A 22,981-nucleotide genomic window follows, 5' to 3' on the forward strand; every position below is an offset into this window, starting at 1 on the left:
CGGGCGGGCCCCGCCCGCTACGCGTCCTGCAACTGCGCCCGGCGCAGGGCCCGGTGGATGCCGTCCGGGGTCAGTACGCCGGCCAGTGCGCCGGTGTCCGGCTCCGTGACCCCGATCCGGCCCGCGTCCTCCTGGAGCAGTGCGGAGAGCGCCTCGCGCAGGGACGCCCCCAGGGGTACGGACCCGGTCGGGGGCTCCCCGTCCGCCGCCGCCAGGTCGGCCCGCTCCACGGGGGTGACCGCCAGCCGCTTGAGGCCCCGGTCCGCGCCGACGAAGGAGGCGACGTACTCGGTGGCCGGCGCGCCCAGCACCGTGGCCGGGCGGGCGAACTGCTCGATGGTGCCCGCGCCGTAGACGGCGATGCGGTCACCGAGCCGGATCGCCTCCTCCAGGTCGTGCGTGACCAGCAGGATCGTCTTGCGCACCGTTTTCTGCAGCGCCAGGAACTCGTTCTGGAGGCGTTCGCGGACCACCGGGTCCACCGCCCCGAACGGCTCGTCCATCAGCAGCACCGGCGGATCGGCCGCGAGCGCGCGGGCGACGCCGACGCGCTGGCGCTGCCCGCCGGACAGCTGCTCCGGGTACCGGCCCCCGTACACGGCCGGGTCCAGGCCCATCAGTTCGAGGAGCTCGGCCGCCCGGGCGCGTGCCTTGGGCCTGGGGGTGCCGATCAGCTGCGGCACGGTCGCGGTGTTCTCCAGCACGGTCTTGTGGGGGAACAGCCCGACCTGCTGGATGACGTACCCGATGCGCCGGCGCAGCTCGACCGGATCGGCGCTCGCGATGTCCTCGCCGCCGAGCAGGATCCGGCCGGAGGTCGGCTCGATGAGCCGGTTCACCATCTTCATCGTAGTGGTCTTGCCGCACCCGGAGGGGCCCACGAGGGTGACCAACTCGCCTTCCGCCACCTCGAAGGACAGGTCCTCGACGGCCGTCGTCCCGTCGGGGTAGCGCTTGGTCACATGCTCGAATCGGATCACCCCGCCATCCTTCCCTACCCGCAGCGCGGTTTTGTGAAGGGCGTGTTGCCCGAGTGCGAAGGAATCCGGCCACTGTCGGGGCCGCGGGTTATGGTCGCTCCTGACCGTGCCTTTTCGATCGGGTGTACGCGGCGGCGGCAGGGGGTGAGGACATGGCCGGGCAGAACTGCCTGGTGGCGAACGACTGGATCTGCTGGGACTACGTGACGTCCCGCTCCGGGGAACTCGCCGACGCCACGCTCCAACACGTCTGGATCACGGGCGTGTCGGTGCTTATCGGCCTCGTCGTGGCCCTCCCGCTGGCCCTGCTGGCCCGCCGCGGCCGACGGTGGGCGGCGCCCGTGCTGGGTCTGACCACCCTGCTCTACACGGTCCCCTCGCTCGCCATGTTCTCCCTGCTGCTGCCGCTGTTCGGGTTGTCGGCGTCGCTGGTGGTGACCGGCCTGGTGCTGTATTCGCTGACCATCCTGGTCCGCAACGCGCTGGCCGGCCTGGAAGCCGTCCCCGACGAGGTGCGGGAGGCCGCGCGCGGCATGGGCTACGGGCCCGCGCGGCTGCTGTGGCAGGTCGAACTCCCCCTGGCGCTGCCCGCGCTGCTCGCCGGGGTGCGGATCGCCACCGTGTCGACGGTGGCGCTGACCACCGTCGGCTCCATCGTCGGCAAGGGCGGCCTCGGCAACCTCATCGCCCCGGCGGTCAACAGCTCCTTCAAGGCCCAGGTACTGACCGCATCCGCGCTGTGCGTCCTGCTCGCGCTGGTGGCCGACTTGCTGCTGCTGGGCCTGCAGCGGCTGCTCACGCCGTGGACGCGGGCGAAGCGCGCACCCCGGGCGGCGCGGACGGCGAAGGGGGCCTGAGATGGTGGGCGTGATGGGAAAGGCCTGGGACTGGCTGGCGAACGGGTCCAACTGGGCCGGGGAGAACGGGGTGTGGAACCGGCTCGGCGAGCACGTCTACGTCAGCGGGACCGCTCTCGCCCTCGCCTGCGCGATCGCCCTCCCGATCGGCCTGTGGCTCGGCCACATCGGCAAGGGCGGGGCCCTCGCGGTCAACGTGTCCAACGTCGGGCGGGCCGTGCCCGTCTTCGCGGTGCTGGCCCTGTTCATGGTCTCGCCGCTGCGCAGCGCGGGCTACGTGCCCACCGTCACCGCGCTCGTGCTCTTCGCCGTGCCGCCGCTGCTGACCAACGCGTACGTGGGAATGCGCGAGGTGGACCGCTCGGTGGTGGAGGCCGCCCGGGGCATGGGCATGTCCGGCGGCCAGCTCTTCTGGCGGGTGGAACTGCCGCTCGCGCGGGAGCTGGTGATGACCGGGCTGCGCTCGGGCGCGGTCCAGGTGATCGCCACGGCCACGATCGCGGCCATGGTCGGCCAGGGCGGCCTCGGCAGGATCATCACCGCCGGCTTCAACACGTACAACACGCCGCAGGTCGTCGCGGGGGCGCTGCTGGTGGCGGCGCTCGCCCTGCTGGTCGAGGGCGTCCTGGTGGCGGCGGACCGGCTGTTTTCGCGGCCGGCGGCGCGCTGACCCGTCCGGCCGGCCCCGCGGGCCCTTCCCTGTCGTTTGTCGTTCCCACTCCCTTGGAGGAGCAAAAGATGAACAAGTCCACGCGCGTCCTCGGCGCGGTATTGGGGGCGGTGGCTCTGACCGCCTCGCTCGCGGCGTGCAACGGCGACAGCCTGGAGAAGAGCAAGGACGCCGGTGCAGCCGCGCCCGCGGACTCGGGGTCCGGCAAGGGCAAGGTGGTCATCGGCTCGGCCGGGTTCACCGAGTCCACCGTGCTGGCGGAGATGTACGCGCAGGTGCTCCGGGACGCGGGCTACAGCACGTCGATCACCACGGTGAACAACCGCGAGCTGTACGAGCCCTCGCTGGAGAAGGGTGAGATCGACGTCGTCCCGGAGTACGCGGCCACCCTCTCGGAGTTCCTCAACGCCAAGGTGAACGGGCCGAAGGCGCCGGAGGAGAAGCCGGTCGCGTCGAGTGACGTGGCGGCGACGGTGGCGGGGCTGGAGAAGCTGGCGGGCCCCCTCGGGCTGAAGGTGCTGCCGGCGGGCTCGGCGGTCGACCAGAACGCGTTCGCCGTATCGAAGGAATTCGCCCAGAAGAACAACCTCAGGACGCTTTCCGATCTCGGCAGGTCGGGGCTGAAGGTGAAGATCGCGGCGGGCGACGAATGCGCCGTACGGCCCTTCTGCGCGCCGGGGTTGAAGAAGACGTACGGAATCGACGTGTCCGGCATCGACCCGAAGGGTGTCGGCACCCCGCAGGCCAAGCAGGCGGTCAAGGACGGGGTGGATCAGCTGGTCCTCACCACGACCACGGACGCCACGCTCGAAAGCTTCGGCCTGGTCCTGCTGGAGGACGACAAGAAGCTCCAGAACGCCGACAACGTCCTGCCCGTGGTCAACGCCAAGGACGCGGGATCCCCGGAGATCGCGGCCGCCCTCGACAAGGTGACCAAGGCGTTCACGACCGTCGAGCTGACCGACATGAACCACCGGGTGGACGCCCTGCGCGAGAAGCCGGCGGACGTCGCGAAGGCCTGTCTGAAGGCGAAGGGACTGACGAAGTAGCAGTAGTTACGGGTTTGGTGGAGAAATGACGGGTAACTGCCCGGACACAGTTCCGGGCGGTTACCCCACGGGACCCCCACGCCCTGTAAATTTCAGGCCATGCCCCGTGGACGCCACCGCAATCCAGAACCCCTGCACCGGCTGCTCACGCCGACGACCGTGGCCGGTGTATCCGTCGCCGGTGCGGCCGCGGCCTGGCTGCTCGCGGATCCCGTGGCGCTGCGCCTGCTCGTGGCCGTCACGGCGGCCGCGGGCGTGGCGGGCGCCGTCGTCATGCGCGCCTGGGACCGCTCGGCCGGGCGCCGCGTTGCGGAACTCGCGCGCGAGCGGGTCAAGGACGAGTGGAAGACCGAGGAGCGGATAGCCGAGCTGGAGTCCGACCTCGAAGAGGCCCGGGCGCTGCGCATCAAGCTGGACGCGAAGCTGCGGGCCAAGCGGGTCGAACTCGCGGGGCTGCGCGGCGAGCACGCGGCACTGCTGCGGCGGTACGCGACCGCCGAGACCGAGCGGGCCAGTGCCCTGGAGGGCCGCCGACTGCTCGCCATCGAGGCCTCCGCGGCCCCGGCGGCGGCGAAGGAGCTCCCGCCGGTGTCCGAGGAGCGCACGTCGAGCGGCGCGCCCACCTCGGTCGGCTACGCGCGGGCGCATGCGGCCCTGCTGGCCCTCGCCCGCAAGGCGGAGGCCCGGTCGGCGCCGTCGGACCGGCCGACGGCGGCGGACAAGGACACCGAGCCCAGGGCGCTGGAGGCCGGGTCGCCGGCCGGCGAGCCGCACGGCCGTACGGGCGCCGCGGGCGCTCCGGCGGCGGCGGTCCCGGCGCGCCGGCCGGCCGCTGCGGTGGCCCCGTACTCGGCCGCGCGCCGCTCGGCGTCGCGCGTCGAGGGCGGTTTCGACTTCTTCGGCACCAAGACCGCCGCCCAGGCTCGTGCGGTCATCGAATCGGTCCAGAACGAGGACCTGGCCGACGTGGTCGGCGCGGAGGTCCTCGCGGCGCACAAGGCGGAGTCGGCCCGGGCCGCCGCCGAGCCGCCGGCCAAGGAGCAGGGCTTCAAGCCGGCCACTCCCGAACAGCGCGCGGTGGGCCAGGTCATCGACCTGACGGAGCACGACGAGACCGAGCCGATCGACGTCGTCCGGCTGCGGACCGCCATCTCCTAGGGCACCCGCCGGCGCCGGGGGCCGGGGCTCAGGGGTGGGCCAAGATCACGATCACGGCCGCGGCCTCCAGCGCGGACTGCGGGCTCCAGGACGTGCCGCCATCCTGTCCGCGCCGCCGCCGCGGCTGATCCGCGCGGGTACTCAGACCCGCGGGCCGCTCTGCTCGGGCTCAGAACAGCGGCAGCTGCCCCGGCAGTTCCGGCAGGACGAAACCGTCCAGTGTCGGCGCCGACGCCCCGAGCACCACCCGCGCCCGGGATCCGGGGCAGGACACCAGCTCGCCGCGGCCCCGCCCGGCGGGAGGGTCGTGGCGGGCGATCCGGCCGGCGGTCACGGCGCAGTCGCGCCCGCAGACGGGGCAGGCGCGTCGGGGGGAGTGGGACATGCCCCCAGTGTGCCCGCCCGTACCGACAACACCGTTCCGGGGCCCGACGCCTCCGGCAACGGGCCGCACCCCGTGTGCCATGATCGGCGCACCTCGAAGGGAGGGGCCGGACATGGGAATCCAGCTCTACGCCGCCATACCGATCGCAGCCGTGGTACTGCTGCTCGCGTGCTCCGGGACCGCCGTACTCACCCGCGGCTGGATGCTGCCCGTCCAGCGCCGGCACATCGTCCGCCCGGCCCTGTTCGGCTGGGCGCAGTTGCTGCTCGCCGGTACGTTGGCGGTCCAACTGACCGCGCTGCTGGTGGTGGACGCGGCGTACCGCCCGGTCGCGTTCATGCCCGCCTCCGCCGGAATGCTGTTCGCCCTGGTGCTCGTCCAGCGCGCCCGGCACCCGCACCTGGCGGGCCGGGACGCGGCCCCCGCCGACGCCGGCTAGGTCGTGGGGGAGGGCTCCGGCCGGGGCGGCTTCCGCGCCCGGGACCGGTCGCGGGACCATGCGGTCACGGCCACCACCACGGCCACCCCGAGTCCGTACACCGGCAGCCACAGTGTCGTCGTGGCCGCCAGGCAGTCGGCGACGGCCTTGCCGCTCTGGGCGTTCTGCGCGTAGGCCAGGGCGGTGCCGTCGCTGCCGGCCAGGTCCGCCAGAGCCGCCCTCGCCTGGATGGCCTCGTACCGGCCCAGCACGTCGCACCCGCTGCGCGTGCCCGGCATCGGGAAGAGCCAGCGCCACCGCTGCAGCATCGGAGCCACCGCGATCGCCACGCACAGGCCGACGACCAGCGCGTACGCGACCAGGCCGCGCATGTAGGGCGACCCGATGCCGGGCGTCCATGCCGGTCGCCGCTGAAAGGCGAGGATCATGGCGAGGAGCGTCACCCCGATGAACGTGGCGAACCACTGCCAGGAGCCCTGCGCGAGGGCGAACGTCAGCACGCCGGCGAGTCCGATGCCGATGACCCCGACCCCGCCGGAAGCGTCCGCGGCCACGATGGCGGACTGCGGTTTTCCGGTTCCTCGATGGCTGGGGTCGCTCACGGGCCTCTCCTGCACGGGTGGAGGCGATCAGCATCCGCCGCCCGGCGCCGCGGGCCCAGGTGCCATGCCGCAGGGCTCCGGCACCCCGCTCGGATGGGGTACCGCCCGCGGGGCCGTCGGTGTGCCGGTGTCCGCGCAGGTCAGGGCCCCGATCCGGGGCGGCCGGCTATCGGGTGGCGTTCTCCCGTTCGGCCAGCCAGGCCTCGTGGGCCCGGCAGACCCGGATCCACAGGGCCTCCCGGTCCGCCGGCGTCAGGTCGTCGAGCTCCCGCTCGAAGAGCCCGCCCACCACCGACCAGAACTCCCCGGGCGTGTCCAGGACCCGCTCTCTCGTGCCCTTCACCGGATCGATCCGGGACAGCACCCGCCCCCGCAGCGTGTCGATGCCGTGCGCGTCGCGCCGCAGCAGCGCGAGGGTCCGTACGAAGCCCGAGTCCGGCGCGGTCGACAGCCGTATGTGCGTGGCCTCGAAGTCGGCCGTCACCGCGGGCGCCGAGAGGATGTTGACCACCGGGCAGGGTCCCGACTCGTTGACGTACCTCCAGCCGGGCTCGTCCCCCTCCAGCGGGCCCAGCTCGTACGTGAACTGCCCCTGCCGGTGCGTTCCGGCGCGCAGCGGCAGCGGCTCGTACGGGCCGTCGCCGAGCCCGGCGTCGACGAAGTACGCCTCCCCGCCGACCCGGACGGTCAGGGCGAGGTGGTCGCCGCTGACGTCGCGCCGCTCGCGGTCCGCGGCGCCGAGGACGCCCGCGAGATGCCGGGTCACCTCGAAGCCGAGGCCCTCCAGGAGCAGCGCGAAGGCGCCGTTGAGGTGGAAGCAGTACCCGCCGCGTCCGGCGGCGAAGCGGCGCACGGACAGCCCGGGGTCGATGCCGGGCGGCCGGCCGAGCTGGATGTCGAGGTTCTCGTACGGGATGCGCTCAAGGTGGGCGCGCTGGAGCGCGAAGAGCGCCTCCACGGTGGGCCGGGGCGGCTCCTGGAACCCGAGCCGCCGCAGGTAGCCGTCGTATGTGCCTGTGGTCATTTCCGCACCCTAAGCACAAACCCCGTGCACCATTGCGGGAGTTGTAGCTATTTGTCGATGTCGCCCACGACGAAGAACAGCGAGCCCAGGATCGCCACCATGTCCGCGACCAGCTGGCCCGGCAGCAGCACCGACAGCGCCTGGATGTTGTTGTACGAGGCGGAGCGCAGCTTCAGCCGGTACGGGGTCTTCTCGCCCTTGGACACGAGGTAGTAGCCGTTGATGCCGAGGGGGTTCTCGGTCCAGGCGTACGTGGCCCCCTCGGGCGCCTTCAGGACCTTCGGGAGGCGCTGGTTGATCGGCCCCGGGGGAAGCCCGGCCATCCGGTCCAGGCAGGCGACCGCGAGGTCGAGCGCGTTGTGGGTCTGGTCCAGCAGGCATTCGAAGCGGGCCAGGCAGTCGCCCTCGGTGCGGGTGACCACCTTGAGGACGTCCTGGAGCTCCCCGTAGGCCAGGTACGGCTCGTCGCGGCGCAGGTCGAAGTCGACGCCGGAGGCGCGGGCGATCGGGCCGGAGACCCCGTACGCGTGCACCGCCTCGGCGGACAGCACGCCCACGCCGCGGGTGCGCCCGCGGAAGATCTCGTTCCCGCGGACCAGCTTGTCGTACACGTCCATGCGGGTGCGGACGTCGGCGATCGCGGCGCGGGCCCGGCCGGGCCAGCCGGCCGGGAGGTCCTCCTTGAGGCCGCCGACGCGGTTGAACATGTAGTGCATGCGGCCGCCGGAGATCTCCTCCATGACGGCCTGGAGTTCCTCGCGCTCACGGAACGCGTGGAAGATCGGGGTGATTCCGCCCAGTTCGAGGGGGTAGGAGCCGAGGAACATCAGGTGGTTCAGCACCCGGTTCAGCTCGGCGAGCAGGGTCCGCATCCACACGGCCCGCTCGGGGACCTCCATGCCGAGCATCCGCTCGACCGCCATGACCACGCCGAGCTCGTTGGAGAAGGCGGACAGCCAGTCGTGGCGGTTCGCGAGCATCACGATCTGCCGGTAGTCGCGCGCCTCGAAGAGCTTCTCGGCGCCGCGGTGCATATAGCCGACGACCGGCTCGGCGGCGGCGATCCGCTCGCCGTCCAGGACGAGGCGCAGGCGCAGCACGCCGTGCGTGGAAGGGTGCTGGGGTCCGATGTTGAGCACCATGTCGGTGCTTTCCGCCGCTCCGCCGATGCCGACCGTGGTCTCCGTCATGCCCGCATTCTCGCAGCCCTAGGCTGACCGCATGGAAATGGGGACGACGGGTGAGACGAGCCGGCCCGAGTGGGTGGGGCTGCCGGGCGGGCTGCTCGGCCTGCGGCGACTGCTGCTGGTGATCTGGACGGTGCTGCCCGCCGCCGGGACCTCGTTGCTGCTGGGCCTGACCGCGGGCCCGGCCTGGGCGGCCGCGGGGGCGCTCTGGCTGGCCGGCCTGGCCTGGGGCTGGGTGCTGATCGGCCGCAACTGGCGCTCCTGGCGGTACGCCGAACGCGCCGACGACCTGCTGATCAGCCGCGGGGTGCTGTGGCGGGCGCAGACCGTGGTGCCGTACGGGCGGATGCAGCTGGTCGAGGTGAGCTCGGGGCCGCTGGAGCGTCGCTTCGGGCTGGCCTCCGTACAGCTGCACACGGCCGCCGCGGCCACGGACGCCAAGATTCCGGGGCTGGTCCCGGCCGAGGCGGAACGGCTGCGGGACCGCCTGACGGAGCTCGGCGAGGCAAGGTCGGCGGGCCTGTGACCGCCGACTCCGATCCGGGCGTCGCGCCTGCCGCGGCCGCCGTGCCTGCCGCGGCCGCCGTGCCCGCCGTGCCCGCCGCGGAGCGCCGGCTGCACGTGCTCACGCCGCTGCGCCGGGCGTGGGTGCCGATCGCCGCGACCGTCGGCGTCGTCGTCCAGCAGGGCGACAAGGCCGTGGAGTGGGCGGGCGAGCTGTCCGTCACCCTGCGCGCGCTGATCCTGGCCGCCCTGGTCGTGGTGTTCGGCCTGTACGGGTTCCTGAGCTGGTGGTTCACCCACTACGAGGTGACCGACACCGAGCTGCGCATCCGCAGCGGGCTGTTCTTCCGGCGCACCGCGCACATCCGGCTCGACCGGATCCAGGCGGTGGACGTGACCCGGCCGCTGCTGGCCCGGGTGGCCGGCGTCGCCAAGCTGCGGCTCGACGTGATCGGCACGGAGGAGAAGGACGAGCTGGCCTTCCTCGACGAACGGGAAGCCGTGGCGCTGCGCGCCGAGCTGCTGGCCCGGGCGGCCGGCTTCGCCCCGGCGGAGGCCGTCGCGCTCGGCGAGGCGCCGCAGCGCGAGCTGCTGCGCGTCGGCCCCCGGGAGCTGGCGGTGTCGCTGCTGCTCACCCTCTCGGCGTGGGCGGCGCTGGCCGCCGGGCTGGGCGTGCCGGTCGCCGTGTGGTGGTTCAGCAAGAACCCCTGGGCCACGATCGCCACCCTGCTGCCGTTGCTGGGCGGGACCTGGTCGGGGACGGTCGGCCGCTTCCTGACCGAGTTCGACTGGCGGGTGGCCGAGTCCCCGGACGGGCTGCGCCTCGACCACGGGCTGCTGGACCGGGCACACGAGACCGTGCCGCCGGGGCGGGTGCAGAGCGTACGGATCGTGGAGCCGCTGCTGTGGCGGCCCCGGGACCTGGTGCGGGTGGAGCTGGCGGTGGCCGGCTCGAAGAACGAGGTCCTGGTCCCGGTGGCCTCGCGGGCCGCCGCCCAGAAGGTCGTCGCCCGGGTGCTGCCGGGCGTGGACCTCGCCGCCCTCGTGTTCGGCCGGTCGCCGAAGGCCGGGTCGCGGTGGGTGGTCCCGGTCTGGTGGAGGGGCTACGCCCTGGCCGTCTCCTTGGACGTGTTCGCCGCCCGCAAGGGGCTGCTGTGCCGCCGCACGGAGATCGTCCCGCACGCCAAGGTGCAGAGCGTCCGCCTGACCCAGGGCCCGTGGGAGCGCGTCCAGGGCCTCGCCGACGTCCACGTGGACACCGGCGCGGGCGGCACGGTCACGGCCCGACTGCGCCCGGCGGCCGAGGCGGCCGACCTGCTGGACGCCCAGGCGGTCCGCTCCCGCACCTCCCGCGCGGACGCCCGCCCGGACCGCTGGATGACCTGACCGGCGGCCCGGCGGGAGAGGCCCGGGGCCCGTCGGCGGCAGGAGCTACGCGCCGCCGGCGCGGACCAGGCCCGTTTCGTACGCGAGGACGACCACCTGCACGCGGTCGCGCAGGTTCAGCTTGGTGAGGATGCGGCCCACATGTGTCTTCACCGTGGCCTCGGACAGGACCAGGCGGGCGGCGATCTCGCCGTTCGACAGGCCCTGGGCCACCAGCAGCATGACCTCGCGTTCGCGTTCCGTCAGCCGCTCGACCTCCTTGTTCTGCGGCTCCTGCGTGTTCGTCGGCAGCATCGGCGCGAAACGGTCCAGCAGGCGCCGGGTCGTGGACGGGGCCACCACCGCGTCACCGCTGTGCACCGAGCGGATCGCGGCCAGCAGCTCCGCCGGCGGAACGTCCTTCAGCATGAACCCGCTCGCGCCCGCCTTCAGGCCCGAGAAGGCGTACTCGTCCAGGTCGAAGGTGGTCAGGATGATCACGTCGGGGTGCTCGTCCTGCTCGCAGATCCGGCGCGTGGCCTCGACCCCGTCGAGCTTCGGCATCCGGACGTCCATCAGCACCACGTCCACCTTCGTGGCCCGCAGCACCTCCAGCGCCTCCAGGCCGTTGCCTGCCTCGGCGACGACCTCCATGTCCGGCTGGGCGGCGAGCACCATCCGGAAGCCCGTGCGCAGCAGCACTTGGTCGTCGACCAGCATCACTCGGATGGACATTTGTTACCTCGACCTCGTCATTTCTTCTTGAGCGGGAGCAGTGCGCTGATCCGGAAGCCGCCGCCGGGACGCGGGCCCGCGTCCAGGGTGCCGCCGACCATGCCGATCCGCTCGCGCATGCCGATCAGCCCGTGCCCGGCGCCGTCGGCGCCGCCGTCCTCGTACAGCTCGTGGGCCGCCCCGCGGCCGTCGTCCTCGACCAGCAGGCCGAGCCCGTCGTCGAAGTAGACCAGCCGGACGCTCGCCTTGGCGTCCGGGCCGCCGTGCTTGCGGGTGTTCGTCAGGGCCTCCTGCACGATCCGGTACGCGGTGAGCTCGACGCCGCTGGGCAGCCGGCGCGGTGCGCCCTCGACCTGGAAGTCCACCGTGAGGCCCGCCGCCCGGACCTGCTCGACGAGCACCTCGATCTGCTCGACGTCCGGCTGCGGCACGTAGTCCTCGGACTCCTGCGGCTCCCCGGTGCGCAGGACGCCGAGCAGGCGGCGCATCTCGGCCAGGGCCTGGCGGCCGGTGCCGGAGATGGTCTGCAGGGCCTCCTTGGCCTGATCCGGGGCCACGTCCATGACGTACGCGGCGCCGTCCGCCTGGACCACCATCACCGAGACGTTGTGCGCGACGACGTCGTGCAGCTCGCGGGCGATCCGGGCGCGCTCGGCGGCGACGGCCACCTTGGCCTGCGCCTCGCGCTCTTTCTCCAGGCGCTGGTTCCGCTCGACGAGCTGGGCGTAGTAGGCCCGGCGGGTGCGCAGGGAGTCGCCGAGCACCCAGGCGAGGACGAACGGGACGATGGCGAACAGGGTGAAGAAGACGTTGTCGGAGGCGCTGCCCTTGTCCACGTGGAAGCGCAGGGCGTAGAGCGGGGCGGCGCCGAACCCGATGGCGAGCGCGGTACGGGACATCCGGCGCGAGACCTCGGCCGAGGCCGCGACCGTGTACAGGATGATCAGCATCCCGAAGTCGGCCGTGTTCACGTCGGTGTGGGTGAGCAGTTTGTAGACGCCGGTGCCGACGGCCAGCCAGAACATCGGCAGGGTCCATCTGCGGCGCAGTGCCACGACGAGACCCATCGCGATCACGGAGGGGACGGCGATCAGCTTGGTGGTGGCGCTGTTGACGCCGTTGTCGGCGACCTCCAGCATCGCGATCCCGAACAGGAGGACAGCCCAGAAGCTGTCGACGCCCGTCGGGTGTCTGCGGAGGAAGTCGTAGAGGCGCTGCACGTAACCCAGAGTAGGCAAAGCGGATAGGTGCTGGAGTCAACCACAGGTGCGATCCGTGCACCGGAGGAGTACTCCCCAAGGTGGAGGCCGAGCTTAACCTTTCGGGGATGACCACTCAGGGAGAAGTCGCAGATTCGGTTCCGGTTCGGTGGCGGACGGCGATGGAGGCCGCGCTCTACGGGCCGGACGGGTTCTACGTGCGCCCGGGCGGGCCGGGGCCGGCCGGGCACTTCCGCACCTCCGTGCACGCCTCGCCGCTGTTCGCCGGGGCGGTGGCCCGGCTGCTGCGGTGGGTGGACGCCGAGCTCGGACATCCGCGGGAGCTGGACCTGGTCGACGTCGGGGCCGGGCGGGCGGAGCTGCTGGCCGGGGTGCTGGCCGCGCTGCCGGCGGAGGTCGCGGCGCGGGTGCGCCCGTACGCGGTGGAGCGGGCGGAGCGGCCGGACGGCCTCGACCCGCGGATCCGGTGGGTCCCCGTACCGCCCGAGGGGACGGCGGGACTCCTGCTCGCCAACGAGTGGCTGGACAACGTGCCCCTGGAGATCGCGCAGGAAGGGCGCTACGTACTGGTCGCCCGGGACGGTACGGAGAGCCCCGGCCCGGCGGTGGACGGCGCGGACCGGGCCTGGCTGGAGCGGTGGTGGCCGGGCGGGGGCCGGGCCGAGATCGGCCGGCCGCGCGACGAGGCCTGGGCGGCGGCCGCGGCCACCCTGGAGCGGGGCCTGGCGGTGGCGGTGGACTACGCCCACACCGCCGGGGCCCGGCCCCCGTACGGCACCCTGACGGGTTTCCGCGCGGGCCGGGAGGTCCCGCCGGTGCCGGACGGCAGCTGCGACGTCACCGCCCATGTGGCGCTCGACGCCTGCGCGGGACCGGGCGCGGTGCTGCTCTCGCAGCGGGAGGCGCTGGACGCGCTCGGGGTGTCGGGCGCCCGCCCGCCGCTGGCCCTGGCCACCTCCGACCCGGCGGCGTACGTCCGGGCGCTGGCCTCGGCCGGCGAGGCGGCGGAGCTCACGGCCCGCGGCGGGCTCGGCGACTTCGGCTGGCTGGTCCAGCCGGTGGGCATCGGCCCCTGGCCGTGCTGACCGCCGTGCCGGCGGGGCCGGGAAGCCCCGCCGGCACGGACAAGGACCGGTCCGCGCAGCGGTGTGGCCTACTGCGTGGCGTCGTGGTCGTGGCCCGGGCGCAGGCCCCCGCCGGTGCTGCCGCCCGTGGTCGGCTTCGAGACCACCGGGCGCGACAGCGGGGCCAGGTCGAACGCGTAGTGGCCGACCGCGTTCGCGATGACGTCGACGTTGATGTCGAGCGCCTTCTGGTCGATGTTCGCGATCGTGTCGCCCTTGCCGTGGTAGTTCACGTCGTACGCGACACCGGCCTGGCCGCCGAACTTCGCCGCCTGCTCCGCCGTCTTGATGCCCTCGGCGCCCGTGTCCGTACCGCCGGACGGGATGCCCGCCTCGATGAACGGGCCGTAGTCCGAGCGGCCCGTGAAGTCCGAGCCCTCGTGCGGGATCTTCTGCGCGTCGAGGAAGTCGGTGATGCCCTTCTCCAGCTGGGCCGAGCCCTCCGGGCCGGGGCCCGAGCCGACGTGGTCCGAGTCGTCGCCGTCATAGACGAAGTACGCCGCGTTCGGCGAGGCGATCATGTCGAAGTTCAGGTAGAGCCTGATCTGCTTCTTCTGGGCGTCGGTCAGTCCGCCGACGTACGCCTCGGAGCCCAGCAGGCCGAACTCCTCCGCCGACCACCAGGCGAACCTGACCTTGTTCTTGATCTTGTCCTGGCTGCTCGCGAGGCGCTGCGCGACCTGGAGGATGCCGGCCGAGCCGGACCCGTTGTCGTTGATGCCGGGACCGGCCGAGACCGAGTCGAGGTGCGCGCCGAGGAAGACGGTGTTGTTCTCGTCGCCGCCCCGCGTCTCCGCGATGACGTTGTACGTCTTGCGGTTCTCCCGGAACTCGCGGATGTCGAGCGTGACCTCGACCGGCCCGGCCGCGGCCTCGGCGGCGAGCCGTTCGCCCTCGGCCTTGGAGACGCCGCCGGTAGGGACCTTGCCCGCGTCCGCCGCCCCCAGGGTGCCGTTGAGGGCGCCCTCGGTGTTGTTGTAGATGACCGCGCCGGCCGCGCCGGCCGCCGCCGCGTTGGCCTGCTTGACCGCGAAGGTGCAGCCGCCGCGCTTGATCAGCGCGATCCGGCCCGTGAAGGCGCCCGCGGCGAAGTCGCCCGGCTCGCAGCCGTTCGAGCCGTCCGCGTCCACGGGGGCGACGGCGATCTGCGCCTTCACGCCGTCCGCCGGGCCGCTCGCCGTGTACGTCATCAGCTTGATCGGGACGTCGCGCCCGGCCGCGCCGTTGACCTTCAGGGTCTCGGCGATCGTCTCGACGTACACGAAGTCGAACTCGTTCTTCGAGACCTTGTAGCCGGCCGCCCGCATCACGGCCTCGACGTACTGCGCTGACTGCACGTGGCCCTTGGAGCCGGCCACGCGGGTGCCGTTGTTGTAGTCGGCGATGGCCTGGAACACCTTCAGGTGGTTGTTGGCACCTTTGCCGGTCGAGTCCTTGACCAGCTTCCTGGCCAGTGCGTCGCCCCGTGCGGCGTCGCTCTGCGGACTGCCGGTGGCGCCGGCCGGCCCGGCGATCATCAGCGGGGAGACGAGGGCCGCGGCGGCCAGGGCGGCAGTTGCTGCGGCTATACGGCGTGAGGGCATGAAGGTCCTTCCACGGCAAGTGCGAGCAGACAGACGGATGCGGTGCGCGGTACGTGGGGGGAGTGGTGGACGCACGGTATAGACCATGCAACCGGTCTGGCCAGAGTTTTCGCTGATTCCGGTTGGCGACTTCCGCATATCGGTGAATCTGCGCCGTCCAAATCCGGCCACCGTCCGGGACGTTGCGCTAGCGCAGGATGCCCTCGATGAACTCCGAGCCGATCCGGGCGACCACGCCCAGATCCAACTGGTGCTGGACATAACGCCCTTGGCGCCAGGTGTGCAGCAGGCCCGCCTTCTTCAGCGCCGACAGGTGCCGCGACACCTCCGGCGCCGTGATCCCGTGCACGGTCGCGAGTTCGCTCGTCGTGTACGGGGCCCGGGCCAGGCTCCGGCACAGCATCATCCGCATCGGGTGGGCCAGCGCCCCCATCCGCCGCTGGAGCAGCTCCACCGAGCCCGGCACGGGCAGTTCGGGGGAGCGGATCGGATAGTGGACCACCGGCATCCAGCCGGGCGCGTGCAGCACCAGCAGATGGGGCCAGCCGAAGTTCGTCGGCACGAAGACCAGGCCGGGGCCTATCTCCGGGTCGGTCGCGGTCGCCGAGCCGTGGACCATCTTGTCGACGGTGATGGTGGTGGCGGCCTCGTCGACGCTCAGCGCCGTCGACACCTCCTTCAGCACCGGCGCCAGCCCCTTGCGGCGCAGGACCTCGGTCTTGTGCCGGGCGTCGGCGCTCTGCTGCGGTTCGATCCGCCGCCAGGTCTCCGCGAAGAACGCCTCGTCGCAGTCCTCCACGAGCCGGCGCAGCCACACCCGCACGGAGGCCGTGTCGTCCAGCAGCCGCAGCGAGAAGTCCAGCTGCCGGGGGCCGCGGGCGGCGGCCGTCTCCAGCGCCTTCGCCCGGGCCCGCGGGTCCTTCAGCGGGGAGGGTCCGCCGCCTTCGTTGTACAGCGCCAGCCAGCAGTGCTCCAGGGCGGCCATCACGAACCGCTCGTCGTCGATCCGGTCGAGTACGTCGAGCTCCTCGGCCAGGGTCGCGGCGGGCAGGCCGCTGCCGCCGGGAATGCCCGCGAAGGCCATGAAGATGTCGGAGAAGGAGCTGCGCCACATGAAGTCGCCCTCCAGCAGCCGGTCCGCGAGGCACGGGTCGAGCGCGGCCGAAGTGGCGGTGGTCCAGGAGGCGAGCCCGGGGTGGTGGGCGGGCTGCGAGAGCGCGTGCAGCGCCATACAGAGCTCGGAGAGCGGAGAGGGCGCGAAACGGATCCGCTCCACGGGGAGCCCGGCGATGTCGATGGTGACGCTCATCGAGCCATTCTGACCGGTCGGACGCCTGTGACCTGGACTGACACGGATCAATTGACGAGGAGCGTCAATCGTCGTGCGGGGTGGCGCGAGCGGGTCCAGGGTGGAGGGATGACAGCGACGGAGCAGTACCTCCTCGACACCTACCGGGCGTCCCAGCAGGGCGCCCCGATGCCCCCGCCGCCGGGCCGCGACGACGTCGCCGTCCTGCGCGCGGCCCGTACGTACGAGCAGTTCCGGGCCGTCATTGACGGCCGGGCGGCCCGGCACCCCTGGTGGGCCGCCCTGTGCCGGCTGGCGGCCCCGCACCGCCGTCACGCACCGGGTGGCATGTAGTGCCGGCCGGGCCGGCTCAGCGGTCCCCGGGGTGGAATTCGATCTCGTACGCGATCTCGGAGCGGCGGTCGGCGACCACGATGTCGGCGGTCTCCACCGCCCGGCCGTCCGTCGCGTAGTACGTCCGCTCGATCTCGGTGATCAGGTCGCCGACGCTGATGCCGAGCAGATTGGCCTGCCGCTGGTTCGCCCGGGCCGGGCGGGGGACCTCCAGCGCCGAGGCGACCAGCACGCCGATCGAGCGCATCCGCTCGATGACCCCGGCGCCCTTGAACGGGCCCGCCTCCGGCAGCACGACCGGAGTGCCGTCCGTGACCGCCATCGGCTCCCAGGACTCGCAGATCTCCACCGGCCGGCCCTCGGCCAGGAACTCGTACGTGGTGAGCACGCACGGATCGCCCGGCGGGACGGCGAGGCGCTCCGCGATCCGCTCGGGTGCCGGCGTGCGGGCCGTGGAATGCGACTCCCACGTCATGCCCGCACCGCCGGGCCCGGTCCGGCGGCGGCGCCGGGAGCGGACCATGCGCAGCCGCTCGTGCGGCTCGCACAGGTACGTGCCCGAGCCCGCGCGGCCCTCCAGGAGCCCCTCGATGATCAGAAGCTCCAGCGCGCGCTGCGTGACGCTCTGCCCGACCCCGTACTCCTCGGCGAACCGGGCCCGCGACGGCAGCTTGGCACCGACGGGCCACTCCTCGGCCCGGATCCGGGCGCGCAGTGCGTCGGCCACCTTCAAGTACGCCGTATCACGGGGCATATGAGCCGTCCTGTGCCTGTCGACCAGTTGGGCTCAAGCTAATTCATCAGGTCGGACCCGAGCCTTCAGAACGGCGAGGAGTGAGGCGAGGAGCGAGAGGGGCGCCGGGCCGGCCGCCGCCACCCACCGGGGCACGGGCGGCCGTGCCCCGTGCCCCGGGGCCGGCGCGGACGGCCTCAGTCGAAGTTCGGCGCGTTGCGCTCGTAGACCAGGCGCAGCCCTATCAGCGTCAGCCACGGCTCGTGGTCGTCGATGACCGAGGCTTCGCCGAGGACGATAGGGGCGAGCCCGCCCGTCGCGATGACCCGCACGTCGGACGGCTCGCCGGCCGGTCCGGCCAGCTCCCGGGCCATCCGGGTCACGATCCCGTCAACCTGGCCCGCGAAGCCGTAGACCACGCCCGACTGCATCGCCTCGACCGTGGACTTGCCGATCACGTTGCGCGGCCGCGCCAGCTCGATCTTGCGGAGCTGGGCGCCCCGTACACCGAGGGCCTCCATCGAGATCTCGATGCCCGGGGAGATCACCCCGCCCACGTACTCGCCCCTCGCGGACACCGCGTCGAACGTGGTCGCCGTACCGAAGTCGACCACGATCGCCGGGCCGCCGTAGAGCTCGACGGCGGCGACCGCATTGATGATGCGGTCCGCGCCGACCTCCTTGGGGTTGTCCATCAGGATCGGCACGCCCGTCTTGATGCCGGGCTCGACGAGCACCGCGGGGACGTCGCCGTAGTAGCGGCGGGTCACCTCGCGGAGCTCGTGCAGCACCGACGGGACGGTCGCGCAGATCGCGATGCCGTGGATGCCGTCGCCCAGCTCGCTGCCGAGCATCGGGTGCGTGCCCATCAGCCCCTGCATCAGGACGGCCATCTCGTCGGCCGTCCGGCGCGGGTCCGTCGAGACGCGCCAGTGCTCGACGATCTCGTCGCCGTCGAACAGGCCCAGCACGGTGTGGGTGTTGCCGACGTCGATGGTCAGCAGCATTACCGCTCCTCGCGCAGGTCCAGGCCGATGTCCAGGATCGGGGACGAGTGCGTGAGCCCGCCGACCGCGAGGTAGTCGACGCCCGTCTGCGCGTACGTCCGGGCGTTGGCCATGGTGAGGCGGCCCGAGGACTCCAGCACCGCGCGGCCGCGGACCAGCGCGACGGCCTCCTCGGTCTCGATCGGCGTGAAGTTGTCCAGCAGGATCAGGTCCGCGCCCGCGTCCAGGGCCTCGCGCACCTGTTGGAGGGTGTCCACCTCGACCTCGATCGGCAGGTCGGGGAACTGCTCGCGGACGGCCTTGAACGCCTCCGCGACACCGCCCGCCGCGATCACGTGGTTGTCCTTCACCAGCGCCGCGTCCGACAGCGACATCCGGTGGTTGACGCCGCCGCCGCAGCGCACCGCGTACTTCTCCAGGGAACGGAGGCCCGGAGTGGTCTTGCGGGTGTCGCGGACCTTCGCCTTGGTGCCCTCCAGCTCGTCGGCCCACGTGCGGGTCGCCGTCGCGATGCCCGACATCAGGCACAGCAGGTTCAGCGCGCTGCGCTCGCCGGTGAGCAGGTCCCGGGTGCGGGCCTTGACCGTCAGCAGCACCTGACCGGGCTGCACGCGGTCGCCGTCCTCGACGTGCCGCTCGACCTCGAACTCGTCCTCGCAGACCACCGAGAGGACGGCCTCGGCGACGCGCAGGCCGGCGACCGTGCCCGCCTCGCGCGCCGTGAAGTCGGCGTGCGCCACGGCGTCCTCGGGGACGGTGGCCACCGTGGTCACGTCGACCCCGCCGTCCAGGTCCTCGGAGATCGCCATGTGGGCGATGTCCTCGACCTCGATCGGGTCCAGGCCCGCGTCGGCCAGCAGCTGGGCCAGCGCCGGGTCCAGGCCGCTCTCCTCGCCGTCGCCGCAGCCGCAGCCGTCGCCGCAGCCGCCCGCGGACTCGTCGAGGAGCGGCAGCTCCGCGTGCTCGTGCTCGTGCTGGTGCTGTTCGGGGGTGCTCACGATGACTGCTCCTGGCTCAGGGGGTGCTGTACGGACGGGAAGCCCGCGGAGTCGGTGGGGGTGACGACCAGGGCCCGCTTCTCGGTGGCGGACAGCCGGACGACGAGGTGGCGGCGCCAGGCGGCGTCGTCCCGGTCGGGGTGGTCCTCGCGCCAGTGGCAGCCGCGGGTCTCCTCGCGGCGCTGGGCGGCGGCGACCAGCACCCGGGCCACGCACAGCAGGTTCGTGGCCTCCCAGGTCTCGGTGCCGGGCACGGCGGTCTTCCCGTCCGTCTCCAGCGCGGTGAGGGCCGTCGCGTAGAGGTTCTCCAGGGCGGCGGCCGCCGTGCGCAGGGACTCGGCGGAGCGGAGCACGCCCGCGCCCTCCGTCATGATGCGCTGGACCTCGTACCGCGCCTCGGCGGGCTGGAGCGGGCCGGTCGCGGGGACCGGGATCCCGGGGCCGTTGCCGGCGGGCGCGTTCGAGACGATGTCCTCGGCGATCCGCTCGGCGAAGACCAGGCCCTCCAGCAGGGAGTTGGAGGCGAGCCGGTTCGCGCCGTGCACGCCGGTGCAGGCGACCTCGCCGCACGCGTACAGGCCGGGGACCGTGGTACGGCCCTGCAGGTCGGTCCGCACGCCGCCCGACGCGTAGTGCGCGGCGGGCGCGACCGGGACCGGCTCGGTCACCGGGTCGATGCCGTGCGAGCGGCAGGCCGCCAGGATGGTCGGGAAGCGCTGCTCCCACATCTGTGCGCCGAAGTGCCGGGCGTCCAGGTACATGTGCTGCGCGCCCTGCTCCTGCATGCGGCGCATGATGCCCTTGGCGACGATGTCGCGCGGGGCCAGCTCGGCCAGCTCGTGCTGCCCGACCATGAAGCGGACGCCGTTGCCGTCGACCAGGTACGCGCCCTCGCCGCGGACCGCCTCCGACACCAGCGGCTGCTGGCCCTCGGCCTCCGGGCCGAGGAAGAGCACGGTCGGGTGGAACTGGACGAACTCCAGGTCGGAGACCTCGGCCCCGGCGCGCAGGGCGAGCGCCACCCCGTCGCCGGTGGACACCGCCGGGTTGGTGGTGGCCGAGAAGACCTGGCCCATGCCGCCGGTCGCCAGGATCACGGCGGGAGCGTGGACGGCGCCGACGCCGTCGTGCTGGCCCTCGCCCATGACGTGCAGGGTGACACCGGCGGTCCGGCCCTCGGCGTCCTGGAGCAGGTCCAGGACCAGGGCGTTCTCCACGGTCTCGATGCCCGCCGCGTGGACGGCCTCGACCAGCGCCCGGGAGATCTCGGCGCCGGTGGCGTCGCCGCCCGCGTGCGCGATCCGGCGGCGGTGGTGGCCGCCCTCGCGGGTCAGCTCTATCTCGCCGGTCTCGGCGGAGGTGTCGAAGACGGCCCCGGTGGCGATGAGGCGGCGCACCGCGTCCGGTCCCTCGGTGACGAGGAGCCGTACGGCGGCCTCGTCGCACAGCCCGGCGCCCGCGACCAGCGTGTCGTCCAGGTGCTGCTCGGGGGTGTCGCCCTCGCCGAGGGCCGCGGCGATCCCGCCCTGTGCCCAGCGGGTGGAGCCGTCGTCGAGCCGGGCCTTGGTGACCACGACCGTACGGCGGCCGGCGGCGGCGCAGCGCAGCGCGGCGGTCAGGCCTGCGACGCCGGAGCCGACGACCACGACGTCGGCGTCGACGGCCCAGCCGGGGGCGGGGGCGTGCAGCCGTATGCCGGTACCGGCGGTGCCTGTGCCTGGGGTGCTCACGTGTGTGCTCCGAACTCCAATGGGATGTTGTCGATCAGCCGCGTCGTCCCCACCTTCGCGGCGACGGCCAGCACGGCCTGCCCGGTGAAGTGGGGGCCGACATCGGTGAAGTCCTGCGGATCCACCAGTGCCAGATAGTCCAGCACCAGCGGCGGGTCGTGCCGGCCGGCGTCCTCCAGGACGTGCCGGGCGGCCGCCCGTACGGCCTCCGGCAGCCCGGCGTTCGCGGCGGACACGGCGTGCGCGTCGGCCGAGGCCCGGACCTCGCCGAGCCGGGCCAGGGCGGTGGCCCGCTCGCCGCTGGCGGGGGAGGCCTCGGCGCGGGCCCGCAGCGCGGCCTGCGCGGCGAGCCGGTCCTGCCCGGCGAACAGCGCGCGGGACAGGGCCAGGGCGCTGCGGCGCTCCTGGTCGGAGAGGTACCGGTTGCGGGACGACAGCGCGAGCCCGTCCTCCTCGCGGACGGTCGGTACGCCGACCACCTCGACGGGGAAGTTCAGGTCGGTGACCATCCGCCGGATCAGGGCCAGTTGCTGCGCGTCCTTCTGCCCGAAGAGGGCCAGGTCGGGCCGGGTGAGGTGGAGCAGCTTGGCGACGACGGTCAGCATCCCGTCGAAGTGGCCCGGCCGGGTGGCCCCTTCGAGGCGTTCGCCCATCGGGCCGGCGCTGACCCGCACCTGGGGGTCGCCGCCCGGGTAGACCTCGTCGACGGCCGGGGCGAACACCGCGTCGGCGCCGGCCTCCCGGGCGATCTCCAGGTCGGCGTCGAGGGTGCGGGGGTAGCGGTCGAGGTCCTCGTTCGCCCCGAACTGGAGCGGGTTCACGAAGACGGTGACCACGACCTGGCCCTTGGGCCCTGCCTGTTCGCGGGCCGTGCGGATCAGCGTGGCGTGGCCCTCGTGGAGGGCGCCCATGGTCATCACGACGGCGCGGGGGCCTCCTGCGGTCCGCGGGAGCTTGTGCAGCTCCTCCGCGGTGTCGATCAGCAGCAGGTCGTGGTTCACCGGCCGTCGCCCCCTTCGGTGCCGTTGACGTGGTCCGTGCTGTCGGCGAGCACCCCGAGCAGGTCCTCGGCGAGTTCGGGCTTGAGGAGACCGTGCGCGAGGGCCCGGTCGGCGGTGGTCCGGGCCATCGCCAGGTACCCGGCGACCGCGCCGGGGGAGTGCTTGCGCAGCTCCGACACGTGCGCGGCGACCGTGCCGGCGTCGCCGCGGGCGACCGGGCCGGTCAGTGCGGCGTCACCGGAGCGCAGCGCGTTGTCGAGGGCCGCGCCGAGGAGCGGGCCGAGCATCCGGTCGGGGTGTTCGACCCCGGCCTTGTGCAGCAGCTCCATGGCCTGGGCGACCAGGGTGACCAGGTGGTTCGCGCCGAGGGCGAGGGCCGCGTGGTAGAGCGGACGGTTCTGCTCCGCGATCCACTCGGGCTCCCCGCCCATCTCGATCACCAGGGCCTCGGCGGCGAGCCGCAGCTCCTCGGGGGCCGTGACGCCGAACGAGCAGCCGGCGAGCCGCTGGACGTCGACCTCGGTCCCGGTGAAGGTCATCGCGGGGTGCAGGGCCAGCGGGAGCGCGCCCGCGCGGCGGGCCGGGTCCAGCACGGCGGCCCCGTACCGCCCGGAGGTGTGCACGAGGAGCTGACCGGGCCGGATCGCACCGGTTTCGGCGAGCCCCTCGACGAGGGACGGCAGCGCGTCGTCGGGCACGGTCAGCAGGACCAGGTCGGCCAGCTCCAGCACCTGAGCGGGCGGTACGAGCGGCACGTCGGGCAGCATCCGCGCGGCGCGGCGGCGCGAGGCGTCGGAGACACCGGACACGGCGACCGGCCGGTGCCCGGCCTGCTGGAGCGCGCGGGCCAGCGCGGGGCCGACCCGGCCGGCGCCGACGACGCCGACGGTGAGCCGGGCAGGGCGGGCGGACGGATCCCGGGGCTCCGTCTGATGGGGTGCGTTCACGCGGGGAAGGCCTTCCGTTCCAGTCCGCGGGGGGTACCGGA

The 22,981-nt window shown here is 73.2% G+C and carries 24 protein-coding genes; 9 read left to right on the forward strand and 15 right to left on the reverse strand.

The features are described from left to right. Positions 1-17: 17 nt before the first annotated feature. Positions 18-980: an ABC transporter ATP-binding protein gene (locus tag ABTY04_RS14690; RefSeq protein ID WP_352213733.1), complete on the reverse strand. Its 963-nt coding sequence runs from the start codon at positions 978-980 to the stop codon at positions 18-20. Between the two features lie 152 nt (positions 981-1,132). Here ABTY04_RS14690 and ABTY04_RS14695 point away from each other — a divergent pair, with 152 nt between their 5' ends. The 4 genes from ABTY04_RS14695 to ABTY04_RS14710 all read left to right on the forward strand — a co-directional run bounded on the left by ABTY04_RS14695 (position 1,133) and on the right by ABTY04_RS14710 (position 4,714). After that, the gene (locus ABTY04_RS14695; protein WP_352213734.1) at positions 1,133-1,837 is read left to right on the forward strand and encodes an ABC transporter permease; all 705 of its coding nucleotides are present in this window, start codon (positions 1,133-1,135) and stop codon (positions 1,835-1,837) included. A gap of 4 nt (positions 1,838-1,841) precedes the next feature. Then, positions 1,842-2,507 (forward strand): ABC transporter permease, encoded by a 666-nt coding sequence (locus ABTY04_RS14700; protein WP_352213795.1) that lies wholly within the window; start codon positions 1,842-1,844, stop codon positions 2,505-2,507. Positions 2,508-2,575: 68 nt separating this feature from the next. Beyond that, entirely contained in the window at positions 2,576-3,556 is a 981-nt protein-coding gene (locus ABTY04_RS14705; protein ID WP_352213735.1) for an ABC transporter substrate-binding protein, read from the forward strand. A 99-nt stretch (positions 3,557-3,655) separates the two neighbouring features. Then, the gene (locus tag ABTY04_RS14710) at positions 3,656-4,714 is read left to right on the forward strand and encodes a hypothetical protein (RefSeq protein ID WP_352213736.1); all 1,059 of its coding nucleotides are present in this window, start codon (positions 3,656-3,658) and stop codon (positions 4,712-4,714) included. Positions 4,715-4,883: 169 nt separating this feature from the next. Here ABTY04_RS14710 and ABTY04_RS14715 read toward each other — a convergent pair whose 3' ends face one another. Next, on the reverse strand, positions 4,884-5,099 hold the full coding sequence (locus ABTY04_RS14715; RefSeq protein ID WP_352213737.1) for a hypothetical protein: 216 nt from the start codon (positions 5,097-5,099) through the stop codon (positions 4,884-4,886). Positions 5,100-5,211: 112 nt separating this feature from the next. Between ABTY04_RS14715 and ABTY04_RS14720 the strand changes: the two genes are divergently transcribed. Further along, positions 5,212-5,538 (forward strand): hypothetical protein, encoded by a 327-nt coding sequence (locus ABTY04_RS14720; protein ID WP_352213738.1) that lies wholly within the window; start codon positions 5,212-5,214, stop codon positions 5,536-5,538. Here ABTY04_RS14720 and ABTY04_RS14725 read toward each other — a convergent pair. From ABTY04_RS14725 to ABTY04_RS14735, 3 genes are all read right to left on the reverse strand, one after another. Next, a complete protein-coding gene (locus ABTY04_RS14725; protein WP_352213739.1) occupies positions 5,535-6,140 on the reverse strand; it encodes a hypothetical protein in 606 nt (201 codons plus the stop codon). The two genes, ABTY04_RS14720 and ABTY04_RS14725, sit on opposite strands and share 4 nt — an antisense overlap. Before the next feature lie 166 nt (positions 6,141-6,306). Continuing rightward, positions 6,307-7,164, reverse strand: coding sequence for an arylamine N-acetyltransferase family protein (locus ABTY04_RS14730; protein WP_352213740.1), 858 nt, complete (start codon positions 7,162-7,164; stop codon positions 6,307-6,309). A gap of 47 nt (positions 7,165-7,211) precedes the next feature. Continuing rightward, positions 7,212-8,354 (reverse strand): NADH-quinone oxidoreductase subunit D, encoded by a 1,143-nt coding sequence (locus ABTY04_RS14735; RefSeq protein ID WP_352213741.1) that lies wholly within the window; start codon positions 8,352-8,354, stop codon positions 7,212-7,214. A 37-nt stretch (positions 8,355-8,391) separates the two neighbouring features. Here ABTY04_RS14735 and ABTY04_RS14740 point away from each other — a divergent pair, with 37 nt between their 5' ends. Both ABTY04_RS14740 and ABTY04_RS14745 read left to right on the forward strand, forming a co-directional pair. Then, positions 8,392-8,877, forward strand: coding sequence for a PH domain-containing protein (locus ABTY04_RS14740; protein ID WP_502996639.1), 486 nt, complete (start codon positions 8,392-8,394; stop codon positions 8,875-8,877). Next, entirely contained in the window at positions 8,874-10,241 is a 1,368-nt protein-coding gene (locus tag ABTY04_RS14745) for a PH domain-containing protein (RefSeq protein WP_502996637.1), read from the forward strand. The genes ABTY04_RS14740 and ABTY04_RS14745 overlap by 4 nt, the downstream gene beginning before the upstream one ends. Before the next feature lie 45 nt (positions 10,242-10,286). On the opposite strand, the gene ABTY04_RS14750 is transcribed toward ABTY04_RS14745, so the two are convergent. Together ABTY04_RS14750 and ABTY04_RS14755 are read right to left on the reverse strand one after the other, a co-directional pair. Then, positions 10,287-10,955 (reverse strand): response regulator, encoded by a 669-nt coding sequence (locus ABTY04_RS14750; RefSeq protein WP_352213743.1) that lies wholly within the window; start codon positions 10,953-10,955, stop codon positions 10,287-10,289. 17 nt (positions 10,956-10,972) lie between these two features. Next, on the reverse strand, positions 10,973-12,175 hold the full coding sequence (locus tag ABTY04_RS14755) for a sensor histidine kinase (RefSeq protein WP_352213744.1): 1,203 nt from the start codon (positions 12,173-12,175) through the stop codon (positions 10,973-10,975). A 107-nt stretch (positions 12,176-12,282) separates the two neighbouring features. On the opposite strand from ABTY04_RS14755, the gene ABTY04_RS14760 reads away from it, so the two are divergent. Further along, positions 12,283-13,260 (forward strand): SAM-dependent methyltransferase, encoded by a 978-nt coding sequence (locus ABTY04_RS14760; protein WP_352213745.1) that lies wholly within the window; start codon positions 12,283-12,285, stop codon positions 13,258-13,260. A gap of 68 nt (positions 13,261-13,328) precedes the next feature. Here ABTY04_RS14760 and ABTY04_RS14765 read toward each other — a convergent pair whose 3' ends face one another. Further along, positions 13,329-14,882, reverse strand: a complete 1,554-nt coding sequence (locus ABTY04_RS14765) for a M28 family metallopeptidase (RefSeq protein WP_352213746.1) — start codon at positions 14,880-14,882, stop codon at positions 13,329-13,331. A gap of 187 nt (positions 14,883-15,069) precedes the next feature. Next, positions 15,070-16,191 carry a DUF5937 family protein gene (locus ABTY04_RS14770; protein ID WP_352213747.1) on the reverse strand — a complete coding sequence of 374 codons (1,122 nt, stop codon included), beginning with the start codon at positions 16,189-16,191 and terminating at the stop codon, positions 15,070-15,072. A 108-nt stretch (positions 16,192-16,299) separates the two neighbouring features. Here ABTY04_RS14770 and ABTY04_RS14775 point away from each other — a divergent pair, with 108 nt between their 5' ends. Further along, positions 16,300-16,524 carry a hypothetical protein gene (locus tag ABTY04_RS14775; protein ID WP_352213748.1) on the forward strand — a complete coding sequence of 75 codons (225 nt, stop codon included), beginning with the start codon at positions 16,300-16,302 and terminating at the stop codon, positions 16,522-16,524. Between the two features lie 16 nt (positions 16,525-16,540). On the opposite strand, the gene ABTY04_RS14780 is transcribed toward ABTY04_RS14775, so the two are convergent. From ABTY04_RS14780 to ABTY04_RS14805, 6 genes are all read right to left on the reverse strand, one after another. Next, on the reverse strand, positions 16,541-17,278 hold the full coding sequence (locus ABTY04_RS14780) for a GntR family transcriptional regulator (RefSeq protein WP_352213749.1): 738 nt from the start codon (positions 17,276-17,278) through the stop codon (positions 16,541-16,543). 176 nt (positions 17,279-17,454) lie between these two features. Further along, positions 17,455-18,264, reverse strand: a complete 810-nt coding sequence (locus tag ABTY04_RS14785; RefSeq protein ID WP_352213750.1) for a type III pantothenate kinase — start codon at positions 18,262-18,264, stop codon at positions 17,455-17,457. Further along, positions 18,264-19,262 carry a carboxylating nicotinate-nucleotide diphosphorylase gene (gene nadC / locus ABTY04_RS14790; protein WP_352213751.1) on the reverse strand — a complete coding sequence of 333 codons (999 nt, stop codon included), beginning with the start codon at positions 19,260-19,262 and terminating at the stop codon, positions 18,264-18,266. Before nadC ends, ABTY04_RS14785 begins: the two co-directional genes overlap by 1 nt. Beyond that, positions 19,259-20,992 carry an L-aspartate oxidase gene (locus ABTY04_RS14795; RefSeq protein ID WP_352213752.1) on the reverse strand — a complete coding sequence of 578 codons (1,734 nt, stop codon included), beginning with the start codon at positions 20,990-20,992 and terminating at the stop codon, positions 19,259-19,261. Before ABTY04_RS14795 ends, nadC begins: the two co-directional genes overlap by 4 nt. Beyond that, complete coding sequence (gene panC / locus ABTY04_RS14800; RefSeq protein ID WP_352213753.1) at positions 20,989-21,993, reverse strand: pantoate--beta-alanine ligase; 1,005 nt, start codon at positions 21,991-21,993, stop codon at positions 20,989-20,991. The genes ABTY04_RS14795 and panC overlap by 4 nt, the downstream gene beginning before the upstream one ends. After that, entirely contained in the window at positions 21,990-22,940 is a 951-nt protein-coding gene (locus ABTY04_RS14805; protein WP_352213754.1) for a Rossmann-like and DUF2520 domain-containing protein, read from the reverse strand. Before ABTY04_RS14805 ends, panC begins: the two co-directional genes overlap by 4 nt. Positions 22,941-22,981 lie beyond the last annotated feature (41 nt).

This window comes from Streptomyces sp. NPDC097981 (assembly GCF_040302565.1).
Classification (GTDB): domain Bacteria; phylum Actinomycetota; class Actinomycetes; order Streptomycetales; family Streptomycetaceae; genus Streptomyces.